The sequence below is a fragment of the Glutamicibacter sp. AGC46 genome, assembly GCF_053543715.1.
Genome location: NZ_JBLVOJ010000012.1, coordinates 65874 through 78408, shown reverse-complemented (window position 1 = coordinate 78408; position 12535 = coordinate 65874). Strand labels below are relative to the sequence as shown.

The window sequence follows — 12535 nt, the reverse complement described above, 5'->3', positions numbered from 1 at the left end:
GGAAGTTCTCATGACCATCGATCTTCGCGGACTCGTTCCCGCACCAGTAACCCCGTTCAACCGCGATGGCAGCGTCGACGTCGAGGCAATCCACCGGCTGGGCGGATGGCTCGCTAGCGTAGACGGTGTCAAAGGCCTAGTTGTGCTCGGCCACGCTGGCGAAGGAACCTTTCTGACCCAGGATGAGCAAGCCCAGGTCATTCGAGAGTTCAAGAACGCAGTGAATGGCGAAATCCCCATCATTGCCGGAATCACCGGCGAAGGTAACACCGTTGCCGCACTGGAAGCCAAGCGAGCTGTCGAGGCGGGCGCTTCTGCAGGCCTGGTCTACCCTTCCCACGGCTGGTTGCGCTTCGGGTACCAAAAGGGCGCACCTCAGACACGCTACAAGGAAATCTACGAGACCAGCGGCCTTCCGCTGATCCTTTTCCAATACCCAGATGCCACCAAAGCCACCTACGACTTGGAAACCCAGCTTGAAATCGCCGGCCAGGAAGGCGTCTTCGCAACCAAGAACGGCGTGCGGAACATGAAGCGCTGGGACACCGAAATCCCGGTCCTTCGCGAAACCTACCCGGACCTGCAGATCCTCACCTGCCACGACGAATACCTGCTGCACACCATGTTCGACGTCGACGGAGCACTCGTCGGCTACGGTGGACTGGCGCCGGAGCCGCTGGTCGAGCTGATTGCTGCCGGGAAGGCCAAGGACTACGCTGCAGCCCGCGCCATTCATGACCGTATCCTCCCAGTCACGAAGAACGTGTACCACCGCGGATCTCACATGGAAGGCACCGTAGCACTCAAGGAAGGCCTGGTCGCACGTGGAATCCTGGAGCACGCCACGGTACGTCCGCCGCTGCTCCCCCTTGCCGAAGGCGCAGATAAGGAAATAGCCCTTGCCCTGCAAGCAGCGAATCTTGGCAACGTAACGGTCTCAGCCTAATCACGGGCTCTTCGGGGGTGGCGGCTACGGCCACCACCCCCTTGCATTTCCCACCTTGTCGCAATGGTCAACGAAGACCACCCTAAGCTTGTGTTAAATAAGGAGGACTCGCAATGAGCGAGCAGAACAACGTCGTCGCCGCCACCCCGCCCGCTCCCCGAGACCTGCAGGGTACAGCTCCCATGAACAACCCCACGCCCACTAAACGCCGAACCTTTCTTGGCTACCTCGCTCTCATGGGGCCCGCCTTCGTCGTCGGTGCCTGGCAATTCGGCCCCGGCAACCTCACCACCGCCGTGCAGGCAGGCAGCCGCTACGGCTACACCTTGCTATGGGTGATTGCGATCTCCACAATCCTCATGATCTTCTTCACCGACATGAGCGTGCGTCTAGGCATAGCCACACCCAAATCCTTGATCACAACCATCAAAGAACGGCTGGGCACCTGGGTCGGCATTGCAGCAGGCTTCGGTGTATTCGGCATTACCCTCATGTTCTCTGTCGGCAATGCTGTCGGTTCAGGCCTCGGCCTGTCCATGGTCTTCGGAGGATCACCTGTTCTATGGACCATCGTTTGCACTGCAGCTGTAGCTCTCGTCCTGGCATTCCGCAATGTCTATGGCATCGTAGAAAAAGTACTTTTGGTGATCGTCGTCCTCATGGGCATAGCCTTTATTGCCAGCGCAGTCGTTGCCCAGCCCGACTGGTACCGAGCCATGGAGGGCATGGTTCCCCAACTCCCGCCAGGAAGTGAAATTCTCGTCGTAGCTCTAGTCGGAACCAACTTCTCCATCAACGCAGCGTTCTACACCTCATACGGCATCAAGGAAAACCGCCGCACACGGGCCGACTACCGCGACATCACCCTCGTCGACACCATCCCCGGCATTATCGCTCCAGGCATCATGACAATGCTCGTCATCATGGTTGCCGCCGCCGTGCTGGGCAAGACCGGAGCCGAAGTAGGTACCATCAACGCACTCGCTTCCGTCTTCGAGCCCCTCGCTGGGCCTATCGGCTCCATCGTTTTTGCACTAGGACTTTCCGGAGCCGCGTTCTCCTCCATGATCGCAAACGCCACCGCAGGCGGAACCATGCTTTCAGACGCACTTGGACGAGGCGCAAAAGCAGGATCGCCCACGGCAAAAACCATCACTGGACTCATCCTGGGCTTCGGTTTAGTGGTGACCCTCGCGTTCCAAGCCTCACCAGTCGGCCTCATCGTCATCGCGCAGTCCCTAACCGTCCTTATCGCCCCCCTACTGGGAGTACTGATCGTGATCATGGCTAACAAGTCATCCATCATGGGCGATCTGCGCAATAAATGGTGGCAGAACCTCTTCGGGGCAATTGGCCTGGTCGCCATCGTCGCCTCCTCGATCAGACTCATCACTACACTGCTCGGATAGTAGAGCCACCGCAAAATATATACACAGCATCGTTCCAGACCTACGCAGGTTTGGAGCGATGCTGCATTCGTTTTGCCGTTCAAGGCGAACCGGGAAAACCGGAAATTCGATTCCTCCCAAAATATCTTTTCGAACAATAGAGACGTCTTGCAACCTATGGGTTGTGAGACGTCTCATCGCACACCACTCGCCACCTGAGAATCCTTGAGAACTCACCAGTCCTGGAATCTCCCAACTATGTCTCGCAACTAATGTCGTTGAATCGTGCGGGCCCCACTAGTTGCGAGACGCTTTTCAAGGATTCCACAACCAGTCTCATCGGATCCGTTCGCTGATCAGCCAAGACTAAGGCACCGACCGCCAAGCCCAGGACTTCCTCGTCGCTGAAGTCCGCGGCGATGACCTCTAGATTCATCACGAGCTGCGCGGTGCGCTGGTAGGACGGCCCGAATTCGATACAGCACTCGACGCGCTACTCCGCCGATGCAACTCCGGTGATTACTTTCTTGGTTCGGTCGGGACGCTCTAACTAGAAAACAATCAAGCTCTCCGACGAAGTTCTCGAATACAACCTCGAACTGCGGGTCGCTGGCCTCGACGGCAGTGACCCCACCACGAGATTGCCGATCGGAACCATTACTTTTCTCCGGCATGGTGGCTTTGGCCCGAATGGAACTCGAAATCAAGGGCGAACGCATCAACGATCCCATCGCCAATCGCCGAACCAACGAAGGAGACCATGGCGAACGCCGACCTTATTTGCTCACTCCAACTAATCCCCGGATCGCTTCCACGCTGCTCTGGCAGAATCCATCCTTTTGGCAGAGTGATATCCGAGGAGAAAAGGAATGCGCAAAGGACTGTTGAATGTCAGCCAACTCGCCCGAACGCATTCAGGCACGGAGAGCGGCATGAATGGATCCGGGAATTTTGTCCTGACGCAAATCACTCGCGAAGCTGCCTGGGATTCCTGTCGAATTCAAGACAGTCTCGCCCCGGGCCCTTTGCCGTACCGACGCCTTGCTCCTTAGTACGGTTTCCCGTCAGCTGAGGCCGCACAGATGGCGAATCACGGAGGACAGACTCGGGTCGTACGCTGCTTCGGTTGCGCGTATCTCCCACCATCAATCCGGCATAACCCCTGCCGATTGCCTTGGAAGAACCGGCCTGGTGGTGGACTACGCTCTCGTACGTCACTGGCGAAATTCGCGCGGCCAAGCTGGCCGAGCACTTCGCTTCTGGCTCTCATGACCCCGGTGCTGAGACCGGCTGCTATTTCGACCCGGCAGGCCACGACCTCTCGGCCGGCCTGCTGCTGGCTGCGGCTTTGGATCGCCGGGCCATCGCCCTCGTGTACACGTGGCCGGCTCGTCCCACTGATGACACGGCGATGGAGGCTCTTGGCAAGCATGGTTTCACGTTGACCTCCGATCCGGCGGCTGATGTGATCGAGGCTCCCGCAAAGCATCGTGGCGGCGTGCATGGCGCGGCGCGGCTGATACTCGGCTGCATTCCAACGGTCAATAGCCTGCAATCAAAATCGGCAGTCCTGGCCTTGCCAAGCTCCGATACTTGCCAGAGGCTGTTCGAAGGCATGCGCCTTCACGGTTGAAGCTCCGCTTGCGGACGATTAGGCATTCCCGCACTGGAGCCGCTTAGGCCGCATTCCATGCGGTCGTCACTGCGTGTACGGCAAGACGGAGCGTTTCCGCTTCAGCTTCAACCCGTACTGCCTCGGAGGGCAGAGCACGCTCCGTCATGAGGCCGCTGATTACGGTCGCGAGGAATCGTGCCCGCTGCTCAATCTGGCCGGCGGGAATTGCACCTTCCTCAATAAGCGCACCCAACCACCGCTCCACACGATGACGCCCCATCCGCTCTAGCGCGAGGTAGGTTCTCGTCTCATCTTCGGACGGTGCGGAGGCCACGTACGCCTCATACAAGAATCCCCATTGCTCCCGGGCGCGATCGCCGGCACCGAATTGCGCGAGGAGCAGCCGCAAACATGCGGTCAGGCGCTCGGCCGGCATGAGAGCCCGATTGCTGATCGGATCGTCGGGAATGTCGACGTCGTAGATTCCGGCGACGACAGTGTCGACGAGGGCACGCTGCGTGGGGAAGAAATGCCGCAGCGAACCCGTGCTCACTTCAGCGCGAGCGGCGACCGCCCGAACGCTCAAGCGCGCGGTTGGATTCTCGCCGAGCATCGTCGCCGCAGCGATCAGGATCTTCTCACGCGTGCCCACTTCTCTCGATGCATCAGGCTGGCTGCCCATGGCGTCCCCTCGTTACAAAACTATTACAGTGTGCTAGTCTATCCCATTATTGACTATTACGGTGTACTAGTCTGGAAGCGAGGACGGAAAATGAAGTTCAAAAGGTGGCTGAACCATCGCGTGCGTTCCGGATCCGGCGAGCCGGTGCAGCGCTTGCGCTGGTGGCAGATATTCAGCAGGTCCTTGCGCACCATCGCCCTGCCCTCTCCCGATGGGACAGCATCCACCTACACGGTTGATGTTCGCCACGGCGGCGACATGGCTGATGGCGTGATCAGGGCCCGCCTCTACGTGAATGGATCGTTGCACTCGTACTCGAAGATGCCCGCGCGCTTCCCAGTCCCAGGCGGCCACATCGAAGTCGCTGCCAATGGCTTCGGACTCAAGCGCTGCCACTATATGCCCGCAGGCGGCAGCGAACTGCAACTGGCCCCAGATCCCGCATCCGCGGAAGGGCGCCGTGCCAGACTGCATCACAGGCATCCGGGCCTGAGCCGATTCATCGGCATCGTCTCGACCGCACTGGTCCTCGCCGGCCTGTGCATCACGGCGCCTCAGATCATTGAATCGATATCCCAGATTCCTCCCATCGCCGATTCGATAGGCACCTTCACTTCTCCTGTGCAACTCCCGCTCCAGGGCAACCTTTTCATCGGATTCGCAGCCGTCCTTGGCAGCACAGAACGAGCCTTGCGGATGCGATCGAGCTGGATCGACGAACTCGCCAGCTAAGCCCGCGAAAGGAAATCAACTATGCCGAACGCCGCCTCAAACTGGCTCCTCCAAATCGACGAACCGATATCCGCTTCCCGCGTTCCGCCCGCCGCCGAATACCACCGCGTCTACGCGGGCGAAAAGCGCAGGATCCCGCGCGGGATCCTCGCGATCGCCCTGCTTCTCGTGGGCTTTGCAGGTTTCGCGCAGCTATCCCTCCTCGGTGCCCGTCATATCGACACCGAAATCCTCGGGCGTGCCGGCTTCACGCCGCTCCAACAGGCCGCCGGCGCGCTCTCCCTGGCCTTGCTCATCCCGTACTGCATGCTGCTGCAACGCCTGCTCTACGGAATCCCCTTCTCCTCGCTGCATTCGGTGGCCGGAATCTTCCGATACGGCATCTTTGCCCGCTCCCTGCTCGCCTTCGGCCCTGCACTGCTGCTCGTCATTGCCGCCGGCTTTCTCGCGGCACCGGCTGATCAGGTTCCGTGGACGACAGCCGACCTGGTGGCCTACTTCGTGATTGGCATGCTGCTGACGCCTTTGGCAGCGGCCGGGGAAGAGTACGGCTTCCGCGGCTTCATGTTCCGCGTCGTCGGAGGATGGGCCCGCGGCGCACGCTCTGGCGCCCTCATCGGCATCATCGTCCCCACTGTCCTCTTCTCACTCATGCACGGCTCACTGGACCCGTATATCCTCACCTCCTACCTCGTGCTCTTTGGGTCATTGGCGATCGCCACCTGGCGCACCGGCGGGCTTGAAACCGCCATCGCCCTTCACATCGTCTACAACGTCACAGCGCTCGTGCTGGGCACCACGCTTCACGTCGATCTCGGTGGAGCACTCAATAGCCGCGAAGAAATTTCAGGTTCCCTCGCCAACCTGGTCCCCAGCGCAGTACTGATTCTCATCACCGCCACCATCTGGTGGATCACAAGAAAATCCGGCCCCGCCCGCACACCTGCACACGTGCACTCAAGCCCGCACTCCGACTCGCCCAAGGAACCCGCAACACCTGCCGAAAACGCCGCGGACTGAGCCGTCGGGTCCTGATGCGGGGCGGATCTAGAGCTTCCAACGCGGCCATGCGTCGAGCGAAGGAGTCGGGAACAACCGGGAACGCCCGCAGGCAGCTGATGTACCGGAGTCTTGCTCCTGGGTGCGGTTTCCCGTCAGCTGAGGCCGCACAGATGGCAATTTCCGGAGGACAGGATCGAGTCGGGCGCTGCTTTGGTTACGCATATCTCCCAGCGTTGATTCTGCATAACCCCTAGCAAACCCACTCAAAACCAACTAAAGCCAAAGATTTCCCAAATTTTCACTTGACGATGCCACATAATCGGGCATAAAGTCATGGAAACACAGATCAATGTGTTGCAGGTCATGAGGAATTGCGGAGGCAAGAATGTTCGCCGAAGAACGACACCGGCTGATCGTTGAGCAGCTGGAAGCTGACGGGAAAGTAACCGTCGCCCAGCTCGCGCAGCGCTTCGATATCACCCGGGAAACCGTGCGGCGGGATCTGGCCCAGCTGGAATCCGAGAACTACCTGCGCCGCGTCCACGGCGGAGCGGTCACCATCACCGAAGCCAGCACCCGCGAGGAAAGCTACGTGGTGCGCACCGCCATCCATTCCGAGTCCAAGGCCCGCATCGCCCAGCGCGCCCTGAGCCTGCTGCCGGTCTCCGATGCCTCGGTCATCATCGACGCGGGAACCACCACGGAAATCCTGGCCGAACGCATGCTCAAGAGCACCGCGGGCACCGGACTGGTGGTTATCACCCACGCCCTGCCCATTGCCTCGGTGCTGGTCCACAGCCCGGATGTCGCCTTGGAGCTGATCGGCGGGCGGGTCCGCGGCATCACCGGCGCCTCCAGCGGAGCCCGCACCGTGCAGGAGTATTCCCAGTACCGGGCCGACATCGCCTTCATCGGCACCAACGGGCTGCATGCAGGATTCGGCCTGAGCACCCCGGACCCGCTGGAAGCTGCCGTCAAGCGCGCCCTGGTCGCCAGTGCCCGCCGCGTGGTGCTGCTGGCCGACGGATCCAAATTCGACCAGGAAACCCTGGTCTGCTTCGCCCGGCTCGAAGACATCGACACCCTGGTCACCGACCAGCAACCCGGCACTGAACTTGCCGCTGCGCTGGAAGCGGCGGATGTCGAGGTGGTGATCGCATGATTATCACGCTGACCGTCAACCCGGCGCTGGACAAGACCATCGAATTGGTCGCCGCATTGCAGCCCGGTGCGGTGCAGCGGGCCGCTGGCAGCCACCTGCAGGCCGCAGGCAAGGGCGTGAATGTTGCGCGGGCCATCCTCGCCGCCGGGCAGCGGACCCTCGCTGTACTCCCCGGAGCCGGAAACGATCCGCTCATCGCCGCCCTGGCCGCCGACCAGTTGCCCTACCGGGCACTGGAAATCAATGCTGCGCTGCGCACCAACACGACGCTGACCTCGCCGGATGGATCGACCACCAAGATCAACGAGGCCGGTCCTGAGCTGGACGCGGCCACGTTGGAGCAGCTCTCGGAGCTGGTGCGCGATTCCTGCGCTGGCGCCGATTGGCTGGTCATGGCAGGGTCGCTGCCACCCGGGGTGCCGGCGAACTACTACGCTCTGCTTACCGCGTCGTTGCGCGAGCAGCTGGGCTCGAAGTGCCCGAAGATTGCGGTGGACACCTCTGGGGAGCCGCTGCGCCAGCTCTTCGCCCACGACGAGATCCACATCCCGGATCTGGTCAAGCCCAACGCCGAAGAGCTTGCCGAGCTGCTGGGCGAGGACCTGGGCGAAGCCCAGCTCGAAGCGGATCCCGGGCTGGCCGCTCGCGCCAGCTCCAAGCTGCTGCGCCGCCCCGGGGCCGCGGTGCTCACCACCCTGGGTGCGCACGGCGCGGTACTGGCCACTGCCGAGGGCTGCTGGCACGGCTGGCCGCAGCCTATCACCCCGCGCAGCACGGTAGGTGCCGGCGATTCCTCGCTGGCCGGCTATCTGCTGGCAGACACGGCAGGCCACTTGCCGGCGTTCAAGCTGCGCCAGGCCATCGCCTACGGAACCGCGGCGGCCTCGCTGCCCGGCTCCGGCATCCCAACCCCAACCGACCTCCGCATCGATGCGGTCAGCGTCATCGAACTCACCCCAAGGCAAGGATCCTGACCATGAGCGATCTGATCGAAACCCGGCTCGTCACCCTGGATGCGCATCTAGGTTCCACGAGTACCGACGTCATCAAGTACCTGGCCCAGCAGATCACGCAGGCCGGGCGAGCCGCCAGCGCTGCCGAATTGGCCGAGCATGCCTTGGCCCGCGAGGCGAAGACGGCCACCGGCGTGCCCGGCGGCATCGCGATTCCGCATTGCCGCTCAGCAGCGGTCACCGTTCCCACCCTGGCCATGGCCCGGCTGGGCACCCCGGTGGACTTCGGTGCCAAGGACGGCCCGGCAGATCTGGTCTTCTTCATTGCCGCCCCGGAAGGCGCCGACAAGGAGCACCTGAAGCTGCTCTCCAAGCTGGCCCGCGCACTGGTGAAGAAACCCTTCACCGCGGCCCTGCGTGCAGCCAGGAGCAACGAGGAAATCGTCGCGTTGGTCTCCGAAGTACTCTCCGATGCCCCCGCCGCACCAGCTGCACCAGCAGCTGCACCCGCTGCCACGGCGCGGCCGAAGATCGTGGCCGTCACCGCCTGCCCGACCGGCATCGCCCACACCTACATGGCCGCCGATTCCCTGGCACAGGCCGCCGAAGAACTCGGCATTGACTTCGCTGTGGAAACCCAGGGGTCCTCGGGGTCCAAGCCGTTGGATCCGGCATTGATCACCCAGGCCGACGCGGTGATCTTTGCGGTGGACGTCGACGTGCGCGACCAATCGCGGTTCGCCGGCAAGCCAGTGATCCAGGTTCCAGTCAAGCGCGGTGTGGATGAACCCGAAAAGCTGCTCAAGGATGCCTTGGCCGCGGCCAAGGATCCGGCGGCCCGCAAGGTACCAGCCGGCAACGAAACGGCAAACGAGCGCTCCACGGATTCTGCTTCCGAGGGCTTCGGCGCTGGCCTGAAGCGCGCGCTGCTCACCGGTGTCTCCTACATGATCCCATTCGTCGCCGGTGGCGGCCTGCTGATCGCTCTGGGCTTCCTGCTCGGCGGCTACGCCATCACTGATGCAGCAGACCAGTACTTGACCGAAAATACGCTGTTCAATCTGCCGGAAGCTGGCTTGCTGGCCTACCTCGGCGCGGTGGCGTTCAAGATCGGTTCCCTGTCCATGTCCTTCCTGGTTCCGGCGCTGGCAGGCTACATCGCCTACGCCTATGCGGACCGTCCGGGCATCGCCCCGGGCTTCACCGCGGGTGCCGTGGCAGGCTTCATGGGAGCCGGGTTCATTGGCGGCATCGTCGGCGGCGTTATCGCCGGCCTGGCCTGCCGCTGGATCAATTCCTGGACCGTGCCACGCTGGCTGCGCGGCCTGATGCCAGTGGTCATCGTGCCGTTGCTCGGTTCCATCATCGCTTCGGGCCTGATGTTCCTGTTCCTTGGCGGGCCGATTGCCCAGCTCACCGAAGCCCTCAACGGCTGGCTGGCGGGCATGTCCGGCACCGCGGCGGCGATCCTCGGCCTGGTCCTGGGCCTGATGATGGCCATCGATTTGGGCGGGCCGATCAACAAGGTCGCTTATTCCTTCGCGGTAGCCGGCTTGGGCGCCGGTTCGGTGGCCGAGAACCCGGCCCCGCTGATGATCATGGCAGCCGTGATGGCTGCCGGCATGGTTCCGCCGCTGGCGATGGCCCTGGCCACCGCGGTGTCCCCGAAGCTGTTCACCGGGGCGGAACGCGAAAACGGCAAGGCGGCCTGGCTGCTGGGTGCCGCGTTCATCTCCGAAGGCGCCATCCCCTTCGCCGCGGCCGACCCGCTGCGCGTCATCCCGGCCTCCATGGTGGGTGCCGGGGTCACCGGCTCGCTGATCATGAGCTTCGATGTGCTCTCCCAGGCACCGCACGGCGGCATCTTCGTCTTCTTCGCGATGGACAGCACCTGGCCGATGTTCCTGGTGGCCACCGTGATCGGCACGCTGGTTTCCGCGGCGCTGGTGATCATCCTGAAGAAATATGTCCGCAAGGCCCCCGCACGGGCCGCTGAAGAGGCAAAGGCCGCAGCATGAGCCAGAAATTCACCGGAGTAGGCGTCAGCGCCGGACGGGTCATCGGATCCGTGCGCCGCATGCCCGACCCCATCCTCCCGCCCGCCGACGGCGCGCCCCTGCCAGCAGGTTCCAGCGCGGAAGCCGAATCCCTGCGCCTGGCCGAGGCCACGCAGGCGGTCGCCGCGCAGCTCAAGGAACGCGCGGCGCAGGCCACCGGCGATGCCCAAGCCGTGCTCAAGGCCACCGCGCTGATGGCCAGCGACCGCACGCTGCTCAAGTCGGCCACCAAGCTGGTGGCATCGGGCACCTGCGCCGAATCGGCCATCTGGGAGGCCGCCGACGCGGTCGCCACGCAGCTGTCGGCCCTCGGCGGCTACATGGCCGAACGCGCCGGGGATGTGCTCGATGTGCGCTCGCGCATCGTCGCCGAACTGCGCGGCGTGCCCGCCCCGGGCATCCCGGACTCGGACCAGCCCTTCATCCTCGCCGCGGTGGACCTGGCTCCGGCCGATACCGCGACGCTGGATCCGGCCAAGGTCCTGGCGCTGGTCACCTCCGATGGCGGGCCGCAATCGCATACCGCCATCATCGCGCGCTCGCTGGGCCTTCCGGCCATCGTGGCCGCTGCCGGCACCACAGCGCTGGCCGACGGGGACCATGTCTTCGTGGACGGCATCGACGGGCTGGTCATCACCGGTCCCGGCGAGGCCGAAGAGCACCTGGCCGCCACCTACGCCAACCGCGAGGCGCTGCCGGAGTTCTCCGGCACCGGGCAGCTGCGCGACGGGCACCGCGTGCCGCTATTGTCCAATGTCGGCAGCGGCGACGACGCGCAGCTGGCCGCCGCGGCGGGCGCCGAGGGCGTGGGCCTGCTGCGCACCGAGTTCTGCTTCCTGGGCAAGGACAAGGAGCCCTCCCATGACGAGCAGGTGGCAGCCTACGGTGCGGTCTTCGCCGCCTTCCCCGGCCGCAAGGTCGTGGTGCGCACCTTGGATGCGGGAGCGGACAAGCCGCTGCCCTTCCTGACCGATGCCAGCGAGCCGAATCCGGCCCTCGGCGTGCGCGGCTACCGCACCGACCTGTCCAGCCCGGGCGTGCTCGAACGCCAGCTGCAGGCCATTGCGCAAGCCGCCGGCGAGCACCAGGCCGAGATCTGGGTGATGGCGCCGATGATTTCCACTGCGTCCGAAGCGCAGGAATTCGCGCAGCTGGCCAAGGCCGCTGGCCTGGCCACCGCCGGGACCATGATCGAGGTCCCTTCGGCGGCGGTGCTGGCAGGCCAGATCCTGCAGCGCTGCGATTTCGTCTCCATCGGCACCAACGACTTGACCCAGTACACCATGGCCGCGGACCGCCAGCTCGGTGCCCTGGCCGAGCTCAACGACCCCTGGCAGCCGGCAGTGCTGCACCTGGTGGCCGCCACCGCCGCCGGTGCGCAGGCGGCCGGCGGCAAACCCGTCGGAGTGTGCGGCGAAGCGGCCGCCGACCCGGCGCTGGCCGTGGTGCTGGTGGGCCTGGGCGTGGACACCCTGTCCATGAACAAGCGGGCGTTGGCACCGGTTGCCGCGGTGCTGCGCACCGTGGACCTGCCCACTGCGCAGCGCCTGTCCCAGCTGGCCTTGGACGCCGAGTCGGCCGAGGCGGCACGCACTGCCGTGCGCGCGCAGCTGGGCGAGCTGGACCGATTTGGCCTCTAGGCCCCCGAATTTACCGGAATCAACCGTTCAAGAGATCCTGAAGGAGCCATCATGGCAGAACGTACAGCAATCATCGGCAGCCGCGTCGGCCTGCACGCCCGCCCGGCAGCCATCTTCGCCGAGGCCGCGGCCGAGGCGCCGGTCGAGGTCACCATCGCCCTTCAGGGCGAGCCCGTGGACGAGGCGCTGGACGCGTCCAGCATCCTCTCGCTGATGGGCCTGGGCGCGGAACACGGAACCACCGTAGTGCTGCGCGCCGAAGGCGAAGGAGCCGAAGCTGCCCTGGAGCAGTTGGCGGCCATCCTGGAAACCGACCACGACGCCGAGTAGCGCGAAGCCGAGCTCCGGGGGGGGCCGC

At 63.8% G+C, this 12535-nt stretch carries 12 protein-coding genes; 11 read left to right on the top strand and 1 reads right to left on the bottom strand.

Features of this window, described 5'->3' with window-relative positions:
- The first annotated feature begins 10 nt into the window (after positions 1-10).
- The 4 genes from ACNPM8_RS08560 to ACNPM8_RS08545 all read left to right on the top strand — a co-directional run bounded on the left by ACNPM8_RS08560 (position 11) and on the right by ACNPM8_RS08545 (position 3967).
- A complete protein-coding gene (locus ACNPM8_RS08560; protein WP_441722700.1) occupies positions 11-946 on the top strand; it encodes a dihydrodipicolinate synthase family protein in 936 nt (311 codons plus the stop codon).
- A gap of 113 nt (positions 947-1059) precedes the next feature.
- Positions 1060-2355 carry an Nramp family divalent metal transporter gene (locus ACNPM8_RS08555; protein WP_448939660.1) on the top strand — a complete coding sequence of 432 codons (1296 nt, stop codon included), beginning with the start codon at positions 1060-1062 and terminating at the stop codon, positions 2353-2355.
- A 669-nt stretch (positions 2356-3024) separates the two neighbouring features.
- Positions 3025-3222, top strand: a complete 198-nt coding sequence (locus ACNPM8_RS08550) for a hypothetical protein (RefSeq protein WP_146041009.1) — start codon at positions 3025-3027, stop codon at positions 3220-3222.
- A 286-nt stretch (positions 3223-3508) separates the two neighbouring features.
- Positions 3509-3967 carry a hypothetical protein gene (locus ACNPM8_RS08545; protein WP_448939659.1) on the top strand — a complete coding sequence of 153 codons (459 nt, stop codon included), beginning with the start codon at positions 3509-3511 and terminating at the stop codon, positions 3965-3967.
- A 43-nt stretch (positions 3968-4010) separates the two neighbouring features.
- Here ACNPM8_RS08545 and ACNPM8_RS08540 read toward each other — a convergent pair whose 3' ends face one another.
- Positions 4011-4631, bottom strand: coding sequence for a TetR/AcrR family transcriptional regulator (locus tag ACNPM8_RS08540; RefSeq protein WP_448939658.1), 621 nt, complete (start codon positions 4629-4631; stop codon positions 4011-4013).
- 90 nt (positions 4632-4721) lie between these two features.
- On the opposite strand from ACNPM8_RS08540, the gene ACNPM8_RS08535 reads away from it, so the two are divergent.
- The 7 genes from ACNPM8_RS08535 to ACNPM8_RS08505 all read left to right on the top strand — a co-directional run bounded on the left by ACNPM8_RS08535 (position 4722) and on the right by ACNPM8_RS08505 (position 12507).
- Complete coding sequence (locus ACNPM8_RS08535; RefSeq protein ID WP_448939657.1) at positions 4722-5363, top strand: hypothetical protein; 642 nt, start codon at positions 4722-4724, stop codon at positions 5361-5363.
- A gap of 21 nt (positions 5364-5384) precedes the next feature.
- Entirely contained in the window at positions 5385-6383 is a 999-nt protein-coding gene (locus ACNPM8_RS08530) for a CPBP family intramembrane glutamic endopeptidase (RefSeq protein WP_448939656.1), read from the top strand.
- Between the two features lie 367 nt (positions 6384-6750).
- Positions 6751-7527 carry a DeoR/GlpR family DNA-binding transcription regulator gene (locus ACNPM8_RS08525; RefSeq protein ID WP_105662630.1) on the top strand — a complete coding sequence of 259 codons (777 nt, stop codon included), beginning with the start codon at positions 6751-6753 and terminating at the stop codon, positions 7525-7527.
- Positions 7524-8501, top strand: a complete 978-nt coding sequence (locus tag ACNPM8_RS08520; protein ID WP_105662631.1) for a 1-phosphofructokinase family hexose kinase — start codon at positions 7524-7526, stop codon at positions 8499-8501. The genes ACNPM8_RS08525 and ACNPM8_RS08520 overlap by 4 nt, the downstream gene beginning before the upstream one ends.
- Before the next feature lie 2 nt (positions 8502-8503).
- Complete coding sequence (locus ACNPM8_RS08515) at positions 8504-10498, top strand: PTS fructose transporter subunit IIABC (protein WP_448939655.1); 1995 nt, start codon at positions 8504-8506, stop codon at positions 10496-10498.
- Positions 10495-12177 carry a phosphoenolpyruvate--protein phosphotransferase gene (gene ptsP / locus ACNPM8_RS08510; protein ID WP_402473721.1) on the top strand — a complete coding sequence of 561 codons (1683 nt, stop codon included), beginning with the start codon at positions 10495-10497 and terminating at the stop codon, positions 12175-12177. Before ACNPM8_RS08515 ends, ptsP begins: the two co-directional genes overlap by 4 nt.
- Positions 12178-12228: 51 nt before the next feature.
- Complete coding sequence (locus ACNPM8_RS08505; RefSeq protein ID WP_448939654.1) at positions 12229-12507, top strand: HPr family phosphocarrier protein; 279 nt, start codon at positions 12229-12231, stop codon at positions 12505-12507.
- The last annotated feature ends 28 nt before the right edge of the window (positions 12508-12535 follow it).